The following is an 18,459-nucleotide window of genomic DNA, read 5'->3' as shown; positions in this document are numbered from 1 at the left end:
CATTTAGTGCTTTTTCCTGTATTGCTTCTTCAGATAAAAATTGAATCCTGCATATACCTGCAGTGTACCAAAGCCATTGTTCAGTGAGAAATTATTCCGGTAGTAATCATAGGTTCTGCCCACAAAGGAGGTCCCGGCAAAATATTTGCTGTTGTTGTAAACTACCCCTGCGCGCAGTATGAAATCTATGTTGAAGTTTTGGTACCAGTCGTTTGTTTCTGTTTGTACTTTCTCAATCCGTGAGGTTTTGTAGGCTATGGCAGGTGTCAGTGAGAGGCAGGCGAGCCAGTTGCGTGCAAACACCCAGTTGTAGGCATAACCGAGAGTGAGACTGATATTTGTATATTTGATATGTTCCACTCTCATATCTTCATTCAGGCTTTCCTGAATAGTTTGCGGCAGTTTGGCAGAATCGAAGTTCAGATGATGCGTGGAGATAGAAAAGCCTGCAATCATCGACCCGGCACTACGCCTTTGGTTAGTGCTTTGGCTGAAAGCTGCCGGATAGGAAAAACGGCGATAGTTGAATACGTAAAATGCATTCAGCCCTTTTATATCTACTTTCAATCCGTCAAAACTTTCGGAGTAATTGTCGGGTACGTCATCAAAGCCGTCCGCTTTATGGATCCGGTAGTCGTTGCCGGTGCGGCGATAGAAAATATCCACCCCTAATTTGGCACTGTAAAGACTTAAGTCAAACTCGGTCCCTTTTCTTTTTCCTTTTTGTTTGCCATAAAGCCCGTCGGTATCTATGGACCATCCCAGGAATATCCAGCGCCAACCGAAGTAGGGACCTATTTTATTACGAGGGTTGGGAGAGAACCGTAACCGTTGTGACTGAGGAGTACTACTGCTTAGACTATAATATTCGTAGTTGGTGAAATGATCCAGCATCAGTGCATAGTTGTAACGGTTTGGGCTGATATAAGTAGTATCGATGTCACTGGGATTGAACAGATAGTTGAAAGCTCTTATAAATCCGTTGGGACGTTTGGCTGTCTCCACACTGTCCTGCATGACGATGTTGCTCTCTTCATTCTGAGCGAACAAAGAAAGAGGCAATATCACCAACAGACAAATTACAAGTTTTTTCATACTATTTTAATAAGTAGTTAGAATTTAGTAGTAAGTAGTTAGAATCCTTTCGGAATGACAACGCTGATATGCTGCATAGATTCTGACTACTAACTACTGACTTCTAACCTCATTATTCGCGAAATTAATACTTCCTTCCCGTTTGTGCAATCTTCCTTTAAATTTTGTTTCGTATCTTAAACAAAACAAGGCTATGTGATGTTAGATACCTCACGTAAATAAATCCTAAACCACAAGAAAATATGAGAATCAATCTACGTCTATTAGTAGCGTTTCTGGCCTTTGTTGTATCTGTATCGTTGCAGGCGGCCGTACAACAGGAGAAACGTATTTCGGGTACCGTAATATCCGACGGAGAACCATTACCCGGTGTTTCCGTACAGGTAAAAGGTGCCACTACCGGTACCATTACCGATATCGATGGAAAATATTCTATATCTGCCCCTGCCGATGGGATACTTGTTTTCCGTTTTGTAGGGTTAAAGACGGCAGAGAAGCCTGTGAACGGACGGAGTACCATTGATGTTACTCTTGAATCCGACAGTAAGGAACTGGACGAAGTCATGGTAGTAGCTTATGCCACAGCCAAAAAGTATAGCTTTACCGGAGCCGCTTCTACTGTAAAAGGAGATGAGATAGCCAAACTACAGGTAGCCAGTGTTTCGCGTGCTCTTGAAGGTACTGTTTCCGGTGTGCAGGCAAGTGCTTCCAGCGGGCAACCCGGTACGGATGCCGAGATACGTATCCGTGGTATCGGGTCTATCAATGCTTCCAGTGCACCGCTTTATGTAGTGGATGGTGTGCCTTTTGATGGTTCCGTCAACGCTATCAATCCGGATGATATTGCCTCCATGACAGTGCTGAAAGATGCTGCTTCGGCTGCTCTTTACGGTTCGCGTGGTGCCAATGGAGTCATTATTATCACCACTAAACAGGGGCAAACAGACTCTAAAACAACCGTCAATGTAAAAGCCTCCTTCGGTGGTTCCAATCGTGCCGTACGTGATTATGATCGTATAGGTACCAATGATTATTTCCAGCTCTATTGGGAAGCCTTGCGCAATCAATATGCCAAGGATACGCAGAACTATACTCCTGCTACAGCCGCCGCACAGGCTTCAAAAGATCTGGTAACCAAACTTATGGGGGATGGTCCCAACCCCTATGGACCCAATTATTCACAACCTGTAGGCACGGATGGTAAACTTGTAGACGGTGCTACCCCTCTGTGGGATTTTGATTGGAGTAATGCTATGGAACAGCAAGCCTTGCGTACGGAGCTTAATCTCAATGTATCCGGAGGCGGACAGAAGAATCAGTATTTCTTCTCTGCCGGTTATCTGAATGATAAGGGTATTGCCCTCGAATCCGGGTATCAGCGTTTCAACCTGCGTTCCAATATCACCAGTGAAATGACCTCCTGGCTGAAAGGTGGTGTTAACATGAGTTTTGCGCATTCCATGCAGAACTATCCGGTGTCTTCGGATACCAAAACCAGTAATGTTATCAATGCAGGGCGTACGATGCCCGGTTTCTATCCCATTTACGAGGTAACCCCCAATGATGGAAGTATCATTTATAAAGACGGAAGTCCTGTTCCTGATTTCGGGCCCTATCGTCCTTCCGGTTCTATGGCAAACTGGAACCTGCCCGCTACTCTTCCGCTTGATAAGTCCGAACGGATGAAAGATGAGTTTTCGGGACGTACTTTTCTGGAAGTTACCTTTATTCCAGGTTTGAAGTTCAAGACGAGTTTTAACTTCGACCTTATCAATTACAATTCACTCGATTTCACAAATTCCCTTATCGGTCCTTCGGTCACTACCGGAGGTGGCTCAAGTCGTGTCAACACCCGTACTTTCTCCTGGACGTGGAACAATATTGCGACTTATGATAAGACGATTGGTGAGCATCACTTCAATATACTTGTTGGACAGGAAGCCTATTCCTACCGTTATGATGAACTTTCTGCTTCCCGTACGAAAATGGCGTTACCTAATATGCCCGAACTGGTAGTTGGTTCGCAACTCACCGGAGGTTCCGGTTATCGGATTGATTATGCCCTGGTGGGTTATTTCTCTCAGTTCCTGTATGATTACCAGGATAAATACTTCTTCTCCGCCTCTTACCGGCGTGATGGTTCTTCCCGTTTTGCACCGGAGACCCGTTGGGGTAATTTCTGGTCGATAGGAGCTTCCTGGCGTATCGATCGTGAAGACTTCATGGTTTCTACTTCCGATTGGCTTTCAGCTTTGACTTTAAAAGCCAGTTACGGAGCACAGGGAAATGATAACTTAGGTACTTACTATGCCAGCAAAGGGCTTTATACCATTGTATCCAATTTAGGGGAGAATGCACTTGTATCCGATCGCATTGCCACTCCGAAGCTGAAGTGGGAGACCAATCTCAACTTCAATGTGGGGGTGGACTTCTCTTTATGGAACAACCGTGTATCCGGTTCGTTCGATTTCTTCCAGCGCCGTTCCAAAGATTTGCTCTATTCACGCCCTGTAGCTCCTTCTATGGGATATAGTTCGGTTGATGAGAATGTGGGGGCACTGAAAAATACCGGTATTGAACTGACGCTGAATGGTACGGTGATCCATACAGAGGATTTCATGTGGAAACTTGGTTTCAACCTGACACATTACAAGAACGTAGTCACCGAACTACCTTTGAAAGACATGCCTCCGGTAGGGGTAAACAAGTTAAAAGAGGGGCGTTCCGTCTATGATTTCTATACGAAGGAATGGGCTGGGGTAGACCCGGAAAACGGAGATCCGTTGTGGTATATGGATATACTCGATAAGGATGAAAATGTGATAGGTCGCGGGACAACGAATGTGTATAAAGATGCTACTGATTATTATGTCAATAAGTCATCTTTGCCCAAGATATATGGTGGTTTCAATACAGCATTCTCTTATAAAGGCATCGAGCTTTCGGCGATCTTTGCCTATAGCGTAGGTGGGTATATCATGAATCGTGATATCACTATGATTCTGCACAATGGTAGTGCCGAAGGTCGTTCATGGTCAAAAGAGATATTAGATCGCTGGACACCGGATAATCGGTATACGGATGTTTCGGCATTGGGTACTACTTCCAATAACTGGACTTCCTACTCTACACGTTTCTTGCAGAACAATTCCTATATGAGGCTGAAGAACCTTACCCTCTCTTACACATTGCCGAAACAACTCGTCAACCGGGCGTCGTTGAGTAATGTACAGGTTTTTGTACAAAGCGATAACTTGTTTACTATTCATCGTAATCAGGGGCTCGATCCGGAACAAGGCATTACCGGACTGACCTATTATCGTTATCCTGCAATGAGAACTTTCTCGGGAGGAGTGAATGTAACGTTTTAGGATTCTAACTCCCAACTCCCAACTCCCAACTCCTAACTACTTACTACTTACTACTAACTACTAACTACTTACTAATTTATAGTTTATGAAAAAATATATCTATCCTTATATGGCCTTCCTGCTTTTATTGGCGGGATGTAGTGGTGACTTTCTTGATAAAGAACCTACGGACTCTGTTAGTTCCGATGAGGTTGGAGTACCCGGTAATGCCGAACGATTGTTTAATGGTGCCTGGTATAATCTGTTTGAATATGGCACAACATATGCCAATATTGGTTATCGTGCTCTTCAGTGTCAGGACGATATGATGGCGGATGATGTCGTTTCCCGCCCTGCTTATGGGTTTAATTCATCTTATCAGTTCAATGATATAGCAATACCGAACAATAGCCGAACCTCTTTTGCCTGGTATCTCATTTATAAAACGATTGATAACTGTAACACCGCCATTGCTATTGATGGTGATTCGGAAGAATTTTTTCAGGCAAAAGGACAGGCACTTGCTTTGCGGGCGTTTTGTTACCTTCATCTGGCGCAACACTATCAGTTCACTTACCTGAAAGATCCCACTGCTCCCTGTGTACCTATTTATACAGAACCCACTACAAGTGAAACGGCGCCTAAAGCAAAATCTACTGTAGCCCAGGTGTATCAGCGCGTTTTTGATGATCTTAACCTGGCACAGAGTTATTTGAAGAACTATACCCGCAAAGGGGATGGGCAGAAATTCAAGCCGAATACCAATGTTGTCAATGGGCTGCTTGCCCGTGCCTATCTGTTGACCGGACAATGGGAGGAGGCAGCAAAGGCAGCCGCCGCTGCCCGTCAGGGATATTCGCTGATGACAACGACTGCCGAATACGAAGGATTCAACAATGTATCTAATAAAGAATGGATCTGGGGGCATCCGCAGACACTTGCACAATCCGATGCTTCCTATAACTTTTATTACCTGGACGCAACCTATGTAGGTGCTTACAGTAGTTTCATGGCCGATCCTCATTTCAGGGATACATTCTCCGAAGGAGATATTCGTTTGGGATTATTCCAGTGGATGCGTGAGGGGTATTTAGGTTATAAAAAGTTCCATATGCGTGCAGATGATACTGCCGATATCGTGTTGATGCGTGCCTCCGAGATGCTTCTGATAGAGGCTGAGGCCCTTGCTCGTGAAGGTTTCCCGGAGAAAGCGGTAATACCATTAAATGAATTGCGCCATGCCCGTGGATTGGGTGACTATGATTTAACAGGTAAATCACAGGACGATGTTGTCAATGAGATCCTGATGGAGCGTCGTCGTGAACTTTGGGGAGAGGGTTTCAGTATTACTGATATCTTACGTACACAGCAATCTGTGAAGCGTGTTGCACTTTCCGTTGAAGAGCAGGCGCAGCAAGTAGATGCCTGGCAGGAAGGAGGAGGATTTGCCAAACGTACTCCGTTAGGACATTGGTTCCTTACATTCTCCGGAGGAGATGCATTTGTGCCCAACAGTATCAACTATCTGTATGCTATCCCGAAAGCTGAGATCGATGCCAATCCGAATTTGTAGGCTTTCGGATGCTTCCTGCACGGGGAGGTACGACAAGCGATGATTAATTATTGAAACGCAGATGATCGCAGATTTTCGCAAAGAATATAAAGAGAAAGAACAACAGTCTCTTAATTTGCGTTAATCTGCGATCATTTGTGTTTTAATAAAATGCTGTTATAGTATGAATTAACTACTTAAACAAATAACTTGTGAAACTCTGTGGTGAAATATATTCATTACTTTTCAGCCAACAACCATGTCCACTTATGCCAGACACTTTCCAAAGGTCCTTGTTTATGTTTGGATAGCCACCATTTACAGAACCGGACTTGCAGTAAGAAAAGGACAATACCGATAATCAGACTGACTGTATAGCCACAGTAAGGAGCCAGGTAAAATCCGAACGGAAAATAAATGATAGCTCCCATGATAGATTGGCTGATATAATTGGTAAGACTCATTTTTCCATAAAAACGAAGGTTTGTTACCGCCTTTCTGAATTTTTCTTTTTGATACAGGATCACAAAGGACGCAACCAGGACAAACGTAAATGCAAACTTTTGCCACATATCAAAAGCAGTACCGACTGTCTGTTTGACTATGTCACTTTCGCTTTGCATAATCAACTCTTTTAGTGGATAGAGGGGGGCAAAACATATGGCAGCAACAATGAGCGTCTTAATCCAAAAACGAAGATGCGAGTCGGTGGTTACGAACAACTCTTTTCTGCCGATGTACAGGCCCATTAAGAAAAGTCCGGCTGTTTGCAGAAAACGTCCTGCTCCGATAGCCCAAAACAGACTGGCTTTTTGTCCCAAAGTGACATTACCTGCAATGAAATTCCAGAAGTTACCTGCTTTAGTATATTCGGCCACTTCCTGATACATTGCATTCACACCCAAATCGGGCAACGTGTATGACGGATCGAATAAACTCATCAGATAATGGTACCACTCAATGGGCTGTAACAGGAAAAAGATTGCTGTGATCAGAATAGCTTTATCACTCCATTTCCGCACTAAGAACAATACAATCCCCACAATAGAGAAAAGCAGTAATACATCTCCCGCAGGAAAGAATGCGGCGTTTATGGTAGCAAAACCAACTAATAATACTAACCTCCAAAGAAAGCGATAGCCAAAATCTTTTCCCTTCTTCTCTTGATTGTGGCATTGGATATAAAATGTAAATCCGAAAAGTAAAGCAAATATTGCGTAAGACTTTCCGGCAAAGAGTGAGAATACTACATTAAGTGTTCCGTTATCAAGAATGTTCAGCCATTCGGGTGAATCGGTCGGATAGACCGGGAATATAAAATGTTCTAAACTGTGTACCAATAAAATTGCCATTACGGCAAATCCTCTCAAGGCATCTATCACTTCAATACGTGGTGTTTTATTTACTGTTGGTTGCATAAAATAGTTTTTTATCTTCGTTAAATATCTTGTTGCAAACATAGTAATTAATTGTCATTCATCAGGTTCATTTTGATAAATATTTATTTTCGAACAGTTTTTTCTATTCGTTCTCAGTTATCAAAACAGTACTTATTGACTGATAATCGTCGTTGAAGGTTATGGATGGTAAAGAGTAAATATGAATGTAAATTATTGAATGACAGTGTGGTTAAATAATGTGTTCTTTATGCTGTAAAAGTACGTATTTAAGTGTGTATTAAATACGTACTTTTATATAAGAAGAGTACGTACTCTTGTCAGACTAAAATTTATGATTAAGAAACGCTGTTAATGTTGTTAATTTATTATTTCCAATGATTTCTTCGATACATAATAGCTATGCTTCATTCGATAAATGTATAGTTACCAAAAAAGTAATTATAAAGATCCTTTCAGAGGAAATATTAAGATGGAGTATGGATTCTTGATCTTATGTAATTGCTTGATTTATAACGAATATAAACCTCTTTTTTAGAGGTAGGCAAAAGTGTACATTTCTGTGAGTGTTAATTGTACACTTTTGCCATACTTAACTGTACATTCCTGATGTACTAAATAGTACACTTTTGTAAAGCAAAAAATAGAGTGTTAAAAAACGTGTTAACAATATTAACAAGCCCTGTGTTTGATGAATGCATCATTTTCTTCTTTTCCTTGCCGAGCGGGCTATTTCTTTTTTTATCCATAGATAATATCCTGTCAGGGGTAAGGTAGCACCTAACAGTGAAGCTATAAAACTCAGAATCCGGGTAAACATACCTCCCCAGCTACCTACATGTACAGAGAAAATCCAGCCACGTATCTTGCCGGAATTATCCAGGTCTTTATAAAGTGTAGCCTCAGTTATTTCTCCATTTCTCGGATTAAAACTGTAACGGTCTGATGCACGTTGATTACCGAAACGGTTGAAAGAGACGTTTGCTGTACCGTTTGATACAGTGATTTGTTTATAATCGGGATTTTGAACTTTCAGTTGTTCGTATACTTTTTGCCACAAGGCGTAAGGAGAATATTCTCTGTTTCCTCTTCTTTCTTCACGATCTTCACCACGATTGTGACTTTCGCTTCGATTACGGCCTTCGCTCCGGCTATATCTTTTTTCGTCTCCTCTGTGACGTCCATCTTTGTTGCTTTCTTTGTTTCTTTCTCCCTGTCGTTCTTTATTTGATGTCTGAGAGGTCGTTTCCTGAGAAGAGGTTCCTTGTGTGGCTTCTACGCCAAATGCTTTATAGAATCCAGTGCGATACCAACCGAAAGACCAGGTCAGTCCGGTGAGAGCCAGTACGAGTAAGAAGATAAATGTGTACAGTCCACCTGCTATATGCAAATCATACCAGAATCTTCTCCAGCCTTTATTCACTGAAATCTTGAGACTGTTTTTCAGAGCTTTGGCATTACGTGGAATCCAGATAATAATTCCGGATATCAGCACAAAGACAAACATCAACGTGCTGACGCCAACAATCATCTTACCCCAAAAGATACCTCCATCTGGTTTCATGCTATCCAGCAACCATCTGTGTAGCTTGAACATGGTCGTAAAAAACGGAGCACGTTCATATTTTCCTTTTATTTCACCTGTATACTGATCAATATATACAGACGCCCGTCTGGGTTTGGAGAGGTTGACCTGATATGCTTTTGCCGGATCGGATGAAATGCTGATCCCCGTCACTGATATACTATCAGGCAGAGTTGCTGCTACTTTCTGTGCCAGTTCTCCGGCGGGTAGGGGAGTCTCTTCTACCTTACTGACATAATAAAAGTCGTGCCGGCACAATTCCATAATTTCATTTTCGAAAACTAAAGCTGCTCCGGAGAAGCAGATGACAGTAATGATTAAGCCGAAAGGAATAGAAAGCCAGAGATGTATTTGGCGAAATATCTTCTTCATATATCTTCTTTAGTGAGGTCATGAAAGGAGCCTGCAACACATAAGGCTTGCAGGCTCTTCAATCTGTTATTTTATGCTACTATTTATTTTACTTTCAATCTACCAACACCGCTGACTTGTGTTGCTTCTACTGCTATACCCATTGTTGCGGTAGCATTTGTCGGGTCAATCTTGTAGATGGCAGGGTGGCCGGTAGTAGTTGTAACTGTGATATAAGTGAAACCGTTTTCTGTATACGGGGTATTACCGAAACCAGAGATCTGATCAGCTGATGGCAGGCCATCTACATAAGTAAGTTTTCCGGTTGTTCCTTTGTAAATAGCCAGTTGGTTGGCAACAAAATCTTCTTCACTTAAAGGACGGTCGTACATCAACATCAGGAAATAATCTCCTGTGAGGTGCCAGCAACGGAGGAAAGACTTCCCGCCGCTTTGTGCTTCAATGCTATAATAGTAGTTCGGATCAAATTCTTCTGTTCCGGCTTTGATACGTACCACTCCGGCATCCAGTGTAGTACGTTGACGGGCATCGCTCATTGTCTTGGCATAGCTGGGGGAGAATACATAGATATCGCCGTTATCTGCGCTCCAGATAGTCTGGTAGTACTGAGACTTCATACGGCCACAGGCATAGCTGATCTGTTCTGTTTTGATAAGCTTCTTGGTTGTAAGCGTCTCGTCATCAAAAATTGCTACCCAGCATTCGTTAGGGTATTGTGTCCACTGTAGTTCTCCTTTTTTATAGCTGCTACTGTTCGAACCACCATCTTCCGTTTTTACCAGATCTTCGTTACCCGGCAATATCCATTGACCCCCGTTGGCTTTTCCACCATATTGGCTCAAACCCATTGGAACTGCAGCACTATAGATTTTATTGTTATGTTCTAGGATACCTGCAAGTGTTACAAATTCGCCATTACCCAAAAAATTTTCTGACATGTATGCTTTATTCTGGGTATTATTGGTAGTATATGTTTCGGCTGCTACATCCAGATAAGACAACAAAAACATCTTTGGCAAATATCCATTCTCGTCAGCATATTCCGTAGGTCCGTCGCCGGTGGAAGAAGTTATGATATACTTGTCATAGATACCGTAGGTGGTAAATCTCTTGACGGCATATTCTCCTGAGCGTGCCTGTACCTCATAGTTGGCATTCATGAAATACGACCGGGTTGTGCCGGCATTTCCCTGATTGTATGTCAGCCCATACAGATATTGGTCTTTATAAAATACCCATTGGGTTGCTCCATCGTTCACAAGGCCATTATTTATAGTAGAAACAGTTCCTCCGTTTAAAGTTTCGGAAGTCAGCAGAACGTTAGTTGTATTTCCGGAGGCTGTGACAGAGGCTGCGATTACATATTCACCTTTGCCTACAGTACCTGCTCCATTACCCTGTTCATCATCTGAGCAGGCTGTCAATGTCAATCCGACCATTGCTGTTGCAAATAGTCCATTTAAAAAGAAGTTTTTCTTCATGTTATTTTTAATTTAAAACGATTTGTTATTTATTTTTTATCTAAGTAGTACTTCAAATTTAGTTCATACTATGACAACATTTTATTGAAACGCAAATGATCGCAGATTTTCGCAGATTAAATGGCTGCGCTATACTTGAGCGATGATATGCTTTGCGTGAATCTGCGAGTTTCTGCGTTTCAATAATAGTATCATATTAATTTTGAATGATTACTTATTGTTTTTTAGTTTCCAAAATGTATGCGAACCTTTCCATAGAATGCACGTCCGGCTTTTTGAAGGCTGAAGTTATCATATAATTTCTCGTTCGTGAAGTTACGGCACTCAAACGATATATTATACCGGCCATTCTGAAGGCTATATGAGAGTGCCAGATTGTGTGAGAATTGATTGGGTACCACATAATCACCTTTATTTGAACCAAGATTGGATGAATAATAAGTGAAACTATGCAAATACTGATTGTCATAAGACATGGTCAGTGTATTGCCTTTCTTCCAAAGATTCCGCCAGTAGAAGGATACATCCGAATCGGCAAACATATAGGGTAAGTTGGGCATACGTTCACCATAGGCAAGATTGGCTGCGCTACTGGAAATGGAGGTTTTCATGTTGTCACGTACATTCATTTGTGTGAAATTCCCTCCTATACTCAACCATTTTCCGAACCCATAACGGGCGGAGATATTATATCCTTTTGTCAATACTTTGCCATAGTTGATATAAGTAGCGGCATATTTTCCTCCACTCAGATCTGCAATATTGCGTTGGATATAATCTTTTGTATTACGATATATCAACCCTCCGTCTACGTATACGGAATGCTTACCGAAAGTTTTATTATAACTCAGATTAAGGTTTAGGTTATCACTGCTCTCCGGTTTGATACCGATGTCTCCCATCTCCAGGTCTTCATCACCGAACATCTCTTCGATGGTGGGCAGACGGTAGGCTTTCTCATAAGATACCTTCACCTGTAAACCGGATAGAATGAAATAGGTACCTGCTGCTCCGTAACCCATGGAATTGATGCTACGGGTGGTACGTACATATTTATCCTGATTGGTAGTCGTAGCTATCGGACCTGCTACAAATTGGTCGTAGTACTTACCAAACACGGAGAGGTTCCATTTTTCAGATGGCATCAGGCGATAAGACAAGCCGGAAATATTTTTGCGGGTCTCTTTGGCAATGGCATCTTTTTGTTCTTCTTTGGCAAGCAGAGAGGTATTAGAGCGATGGAAGGTACTTAACACATGATTGAAAGTCAGCATATGAGCCTTGCCGATACGATAATTAAGGGTTAAAGTACCGTTCCAGTTATTGTTATCCGCTTTTGAATACTGATTGGATTGTTCTCCCGGTGAATTCAGTAACTTCTTATCTCCATACCAGTTGTACTTATACGAAGCGGTATCCACATTCGTTGTCATATTTTTGTTGTAATTGGCCGTTAACACAACATCCAGACCTCTTGTAAACAGGTTACGCTTGTTGTACTCCAACGAGGGCATCAGCGAATGTCCTTTACGATGCTTCTGCCCATATACAATCTCCTGACGTACGCCTGTCTGTATATCTTTGTACATATTGGAGTAGGTAAAACCAAACATCAGCCGATCTGCCCATTTCTTGTCTACTACTCCGAGTTTACCAATAACGGCTTCATTATGATAGGTATCGTTGAAACGCTTCACACGCACCTTCTTATCTCTGTCAATTCTGCCGGTTTCGAAATCTTCTACAGGAGAATCCACATAGTAGTCGTTATCCGAATAGTTCTGGAAAGCATTGATTTCATAAGTAAATCCGTTATTGAAAGTCTGTCCGAAGTTGGCGTATGACTTGTGAGTATTGAACGATCCGTAAGAATAAGATGCATCCAGAAACCAACGCTGGCGTTTTTTGTTGGTGACAATATTAATGACACCACCAATGGCGTCCGTACCAAAACCTACCGGCACTACACCTTTATATACTTCGATGCGATCGGCAAAGTTCACGGGGATATTATTCAATCCAAAAGAGCTTCCCACACCCTCCTGAGGTACACCATCAATAAATACCTTGACGTGCTTACCGCTGAAACCGTCAAGCATGAGTTGCATATCCGAACCTACACCACCCGATTCACGGAGTTTCATTCCCGGTGCTTTGGTTAGTGCGTCACTTAGATTCTTTGTGGTATTCTGAAGTTCCTTCGTATCTACTGCTACAGCATTAAATGCGGATCTTTTTATGCGGCTTACACCCGTGGAGGTCACTACTACTTCATCCAGTTCAGTAGTAGCCGGATTGATCATAATATTTAGTTTGTTTCTCTCGTCTTGTGTCAGTTCTACTTTTTTCTCTACTGTTTCAAAACCCACAGCAGACACAACCAATGTATAATGACCGGCCGGAGCCTTTAAGTGATAAATGCCTTTTTCGTTGGTGGTACAGCCAAAGGTGGTACCTTTTAAATAGACGGTGGCAAAGTCAATGGTTTCTTTGGTTTCAGTAGATATTATTTTCCCTGACAACATTGCTCTCTGTTTTTGTGCAGAAACAGAGAACAGGCAGGCAGTTATTAAAAATAGGAGAACCAGTTTAAATCTTTTTGCTTCCAATGTGCTTTTATTATTATTCATTTTTAAAACTTTGCAAAGGTCTTTATAATTTAAAGTCTGTACAATCGCTATGATTAGGTAATTTATATGTGGCAAATATCGTGGATGTAATACGCTGCAATCACTATTTAGAGGTATATTACTTAAAATAGAATAAAATTGACTGAAGGATAACGAACTAATATATCAACCGATTATGCTATTACAGTTTAATGAAAGCTAAACTTTAGTTCTTTATATGTTTGACAACATATTCTTATTCATGGACGTTGGCTTAATTTGCTGAATTATAGATATATAACTTTTTGTGTATACAACGTGTGTGCGCACACATTGTTGCTTATTAAGATTATTCATCTTACTTTTGTAGAAGAAAAATAGAGTTTAAGCTATTTATCCTATGAATAAAGAATCTTCAAATATTCGTATTATAGACATTGCCGAAATGGCAGGGGTATCTGTTGGTACGGTAGATCGGGTGATCCACAATCGTGGGCGTGTATCCGAAGAGAATGAGAAAAAAGTAAAGGCTATCCTTGAAAAGGCAAACTACCAGCCCAATCTGATGGCACGTTCTCTTGCTTCCAAGAAACAATATCATTTTATTGCTATCACTCCCTCTTTTGAGCCGGGAGAGTATTGGGAAGCCATTTCCGAAGGGATAGATAAAGCCGCTTCCGAGACGGAACTTTATAATATCAATGTAACCAAGCTCTTTTTTGATCAGTACGATAATAGTACCTTTGATGTGATTGTACGCAATCTCTTTGATAAAGAAGAGATAGACGGAGTGCTGATTGCTACCTTGTTTACCGATTCTGTGAGTCGCCTTTCCCGTATGCTCGATATCAGAAATATCCCTTATGTCTATGTGGATTCCAATATCGCGGGTGAGCACCAATTGGCCTATTTTGGTACAGAATCTTTTGATGCAGGATTTATTGCCGCCAAGTTACTGACGAGTCAGATTGGTAATCAACCGGACATTCTGATATCCCGGATCATCCATAATGGTAAGAACGATTCCAATCAGGGGAGGAACCGTAAAGAAGGCTTTTTGCAATATCTGAACGAGAATGGATTTGGAGGAAAACTGCATGAGGTTGAGCTAAAGATTGCTGATTCTGAATATAATTTTGCAAAACTGGATAAGATATTTTATGATAACCCCCGGATAGAAGGAGCTGTTATATTCAATTCAACCTGTTACATCTTAGGGAATTATCTCAAAGAAAGAGAGTTGAAAAATATAAAACTGGTAGGATACGACTTGATTGATAAAAACACAGAATTACTCTCCGAGGGAGTGATTACTGCTTTGATAGCCCAACGTCCCGAACAACAAGGATATAACGGCATTAAGTCTTTGTGTAATCATCTTGTGTTGAAACAAAACCCTGAGAAAGTAAATCTGATGCCGATAGATATTCTCATTAAAGAGAATCTGAAATATTATTTGAACAATAAATTATAACTTAATAAAACAGAGAATCATGAACGAATTATTTAGTGTAAAAGACAAAGTTGTTGTAATCACCGGTGGTGCCGGTATTTTAGGTAAAGGTATTGCCGCTTATCTGGCAAAAGAAGGTGCTAAGATTATAATTCTTGATCGTAGTGAAGAAGCTGGAAATGCACTTGTACAGAGCATTAAAGCCGATGGAGGGGATGCAATGTTCCTTTATACTGATGTGATGAATAAGGAAGTACTTGAAGGGAATAAAGCTGAAATCATGAAAGCTTACGGACGCATTGACGTATTGCTGAATGCTGCTGGAGGAAATATGCCGGGAGCTACCATTGCACCGGATAAGACTTTCTTTGACCTTGAGATCGATGCTTTTAAAAAGGTGGTAGATTTGAATCTTTTCGGAACAGTTTTGCCTACGATGGTATTTGCCAGTATCATGGTTGATCAGAAGAAAGGTAGTATTGTAAACTTCTGTTCAGAATCGGCTCTTCGTCCGTTGACTCGCGTAGTAGGTTACGGAACAGCCAAAGCTGCTATTGCTAATTTTACTAAATATATGGCTGGCGAGCTGGCTTTGAAATTTGGTGATGGCTTGCGCGTCAATGCTATTGCTCCGGGATTCTTCCTGACTGAACAGAATCGTACTCTGTTGACCAATCCCGATGGTTCTCTGACCGATCGTGCAAAGACTATCATTGCTCATACTCCGTTTGGCCGTTTTGGTGAACCGGAAGATTTGTACGGAACCATCCAGTATCTTATTAGTGATGCCTCTAAATTCGTAACCGGTACAGTAGCCGTTATTGATGGTGGCTTCGATGCTTTCTCCATTTAAGTTAGAAGTTGGGAGTTAGTAGTTAGAAGTTGGAATGAGAGTAATCTCAATCGTAAATTGTAAATTGTCAAATCGTAAATAAATTAGTAGTTAGAAGTTGGAATGAGAGCAATCTCAATCGTAAATCGTAAATTGTCAAATCGTAAATAAAAATAGTATGTATTTATGTGAACAAACTTGGCGCTGGTATGGTCCTAATGACCCTGTGAGTCTGTGGGATATAAAGCAGGCTGGTGCCACCGGAATAGTGAATGCCCTTCACCACATCCCTAACGGAGAAGTGTGGACAGTAGAAGAAATCATGAAGCGTAAGCAGATGATTGAGGAAGTGGGTCTTACCTGGTCGGTAGTTGAAAGTGTGCCTGTGCACGAACATATTAAGACCCAGACCGGTGATTACCTGAAATATATTGAGAATTATAAAGAAAGTATCCGTAATCTGGCTCAATGCGGTATTATGGTCGTTACTTACAACTTCATGCCTGTGCTTGACTGGACACGTACTGATCTTGCCTATACAATGCCCGATGGTTCTAAAGCACTTCGTTTTGAAAAGGCGGCTTTTGTAGCTTTTGACCTGTTCATCCTTAAACGCCCCAATGCTGAAAAGGATTATACAGATGAAGAGATAGCCAAGGCAAAAGCACGTTTCGAACAGATGAATGAAGACGATAAGAAACTTCTCGTTCGTAATATGATTGCCGGTCTTCCGGGTTCAGAAGAAAGTTTCACCGTTGAGCAGTTCCAGGAAGCTCTTGACAGATACAATGATATTGATGCCGAGAAACTTCGTTCCAACCTTATCTTCTTCCTGAAAGAGATAGCTCCGGTTGCCGATGAAGTGGGAGTGAAGCTGGTGATTCATCCCGATGATCCTCCTTATCCTATTTTAGGTTTACCCCGTATCATGAGTACGGAGGAGGATTTTGTTAAACTGATAGAAGCGGTTCCTAACGAATCAAATGGCCTTTGTCTATGTACTGGCTCTTTCGGTGTGCGTGCCGATAATGATCTTGCCGGAATAATGGAGCGTCAGGGTGATCGAGTAAACTTTGTTCATCTGCGTAGTACACAACGTGATGCTGAAGGTAATTTCTATGAAGCCAATCACCTGGAAGGAGACGTGGATATGTACAATGTGATGAAGAACCTGTTGAAGTTGCAGCAACGTCGCCAGTGCTCTATTGCCATGCGTCCTGACCATGGCCATCAGATGATTGATGATCTGAAGAAAAAGACAAATCCTGGATATTCATGCCTGGGACGTCTCCGCGGTCTGGCAGAGTTACGTGGTCTTGAATTGGGTATTGCAAAGTCTATCTTTTAGTACGGTTTGCATCGGTATATATGTCAAATGATGTATTTGAAATATATACTTTAAATAATGAATGAGATGTGTCTTCTTTAACACATCTCATTCTTTTTTTTGTTTGCTAAAGACTGTATTTATGCATTTATCGTCTATATTTGCTCCATCTATAGTTTTGAATTAAATAATAAGTAGCATTTCAAATTTAGTTCATACTATGACAGCGTTTTATTGAAACGCAAATGATCGCAGATTAAATGGTTGCGCTATACTTGAGCGATGATATTTTTTGCGTGAATCTGTGAGTTTCTGCGTTTCAATAATAATATCATATAATTTAGAATGATTACTTAGCCAATTGTGTATTACTATGAAACCACTTTATCAAGAACTTCCGTTTTCTGTGGAGAATTACATTAATTTCTATCGGGAGGATTTACCTTACTTTATTGTTCCGTGGCATTATCATCCCGAAATAGAGATTATGTGTATAGAGCAAGGTAGTGGCACTCGTTTTGTGGGTGATCATATAGAGAGTTATGAGGTAGGGGATGTTTGTATTATTGGTCCTCAGTTGCCTCATGAGTGGAGAAACAACAAAGAGTTTTTTGGAGAAGAAACCGGATTGCGATCTGTATGTTTGTGTGTTTACTTCCGTAAAGAGCTATTTGAAGGAGTGATGATCAACTTGCCGGAATTTATGCATATCCGGAGTTTGATAGAACGTTCCCGCCGGGGTATAAAGTTCACAGGAACGGCACGCGAGCGTATTGCTGATTTTATCCGTAATACTTTTGATTCAAATGGGGTAGTGAGGGTTACCAATCTGATCACTCTATTGGAAATGATGGCTAATACGGATGAGTATGAGTTGCTTGCCAGTGTCGGTTTTACCCAGTCAGTCAATTCTTCCGATTTTGAACGTTTTAATAAGATATACCAATATCTGGTGAAAAACTTTAATCAGCCGATAAAACTTGAAGATGTAGCCGGTTTAGTAGGACTTACCCCTACTGCCTTCTGCCGTTATTTTAAAGAACGGACAAAGAAAACTTTTGTACAATATCTGAATGATATGCGTATCGGGCATGCCAAGCGGCTCTTGATAGAAGGTAAGATGAAAATCTCTACCGTGAGTATGGAAGTGGGATTTAATAACCTGTCTAACTTTATCGAGCAATTCAAAAAGACAGTTAATATGTTGCCCACTGAGTACCAGAAACAGTATGGTGTGAAAAACAAAAAGGCTATTTAATACGTACTCTGTATTCTGGAATATTATCAATTAAAATCTATATACCTATATTAATGATAAGATAACATAATTATCGGGGAAAATAGGAGACAGGACGCCTGTGTCTATCACCTACCTTTGTTCCCATCGAATTACATGTGGAATCTTA

At 41.2% G+C, this 18,459-nt stretch carries 11 protein-coding genes; 6 read left to right on the top strand and 5 right to left on the bottom strand.

Annotation, left to right across the window (positions count from 1 at the left end; translation table 11 throughout):
• Positions 1 to 3 precede the first annotated feature (3 nt).
• Positions 4 to 1,095, bottom strand: coding sequence for a DUF4421 domain-containing protein (locus K8P02_RS10870; RefSeq protein WP_007486674.1), 1,092 nt, complete (start codon positions 1,093 to 1,095; stop codon positions 4 to 6).
• 242 nt (positions 1,096 to 1,337) lie between these two features.
• Between K8P02_RS10870 and K8P02_RS10865 the strand changes: the two genes are divergently transcribed.
• Both K8P02_RS10865 and K8P02_RS10860 read left to right on the top strand, forming a co-directional pair.
• Positions 1,338 to 4,466 (top strand): SusC/RagA family TonB-linked outer membrane protein, encoded by a 3,129-nt coding sequence (locus K8P02_RS10865; RefSeq protein ID WP_223382336.1) that lies wholly within the window; start codon positions 1,338 to 1,340, stop codon positions 4,464 to 4,466.
• 85 nt (positions 4,467 to 4,551) lie between these two features.
• Entirely contained in the window at positions 4,552 to 6,018 is a 1,467-nt protein-coding gene (locus K8P02_RS10860; protein ID WP_002561476.1) for a RagB/SusD family nutrient uptake outer membrane protein, read from the top strand.
• Between the two features lie 218 nt (positions 6,019 to 6,236).
• On the opposite strand, the gene K8P02_RS10855 is transcribed toward K8P02_RS10860, so the two are convergent.
• The 4 genes from K8P02_RS10855 to K8P02_RS10840 all read right to left on the bottom strand — a co-directional run bounded on the left by K8P02_RS10855 (position 6,237) and on the right by K8P02_RS10840 (position 13,357).
• On the bottom strand, positions 6,237 to 7,415 hold the full coding sequence (locus K8P02_RS10855; RefSeq protein WP_025867627.1) for a DUF418 domain-containing protein: 1,179 nt from the start codon (positions 7,413 to 7,415) through the stop codon (positions 6,237 to 6,239).
• Between the two features lie 679 nt (positions 7,416 to 8,094).
• Positions 8,095 to 9,351, bottom strand: a complete 1,257-nt coding sequence (locus tag K8P02_RS10850) for a PepSY-associated TM helix domain-containing protein (protein ID WP_025867626.1) — start codon at positions 9,349 to 9,351, stop codon at positions 8,095 to 8,097.
• A gap of 83 nt (positions 9,352 to 9,434) precedes the next feature.
• Entirely contained in the window at positions 9,435 to 10,832 is a 1,398-nt protein-coding gene (locus K8P02_RS10845; RefSeq protein WP_025867625.1) for a DUF4374 domain-containing protein, read from the bottom strand.
• 224 nt (positions 10,833 to 11,056) lie between these two features.
• The gene (locus K8P02_RS10840; RefSeq protein ID WP_223382417.1) at positions 11,057 to 13,357 is read right to left on the bottom strand and encodes a TonB-dependent receptor; all 2,301 of its coding nucleotides are present in this window, start codon (positions 13,355 to 13,357) and stop codon (positions 11,057 to 11,059) included.
• 484 nt (positions 13,358 to 13,841) lie between these two features.
• Here K8P02_RS10840 and K8P02_RS10835 point away from each other — a divergent pair, with 484 nt between their 5' ends.
• The 4 genes from K8P02_RS10835 to K8P02_RS10820 all read left to right on the top strand — a co-directional run bounded on the left by K8P02_RS10835 (position 13,842) and on the right by K8P02_RS10820 (position 18,311).
• A complete protein-coding gene (locus tag K8P02_RS10835; protein ID WP_002561481.1) occupies positions 13,842 to 14,915 on the top strand; it encodes a LacI family DNA-binding transcriptional regulator in 1,074 nt (357 codons plus the stop codon).
• A gap of 19 nt (positions 14,916 to 14,934) precedes the next feature.
• Entirely contained in the window at positions 14,935 to 15,747 is an 813-nt protein-coding gene (locus K8P02_RS10830; RefSeq protein WP_002561482.1) for an SDR family oxidoreductase, read from the top strand.
• Positions 15,748 to 15,904: 157 nt separating this feature from the next.
• Positions 15,905 to 17,074, top strand: coding sequence for a mannonate dehydratase (uxuA, locus tag K8P02_RS10825; RefSeq protein ID WP_002561483.1), 1,170 nt, complete (start codon positions 15,905 to 15,907; stop codon positions 17,072 to 17,074).
• A gap of 352 nt (positions 17,075 to 17,426) precedes the next feature.
• Positions 17,427 to 18,311: an AraC family transcriptional regulator gene (locus K8P02_RS10820; protein WP_002561484.1), complete on the top strand. Its 885-nt coding sequence runs from the start codon at positions 17,427 to 17,429 to the stop codon at positions 18,309 to 18,311.
• The last annotated feature ends 148 nt before the right edge of the window (positions 18,312 to 18,459 follow it).

Origin of the sequence: Bacteroides nordii, assembly GCF_019930665.1 — a bacterium.
GTDB classification, from domain to species: domain Bacteria; phylum Bacteroidota; class Bacteroidia; order Bacteroidales; family Bacteroidaceae; genus Bacteroides; species Bacteroides nordii.
This window is presented reverse-complemented; position numbering and strand designations above follow the sequence as displayed.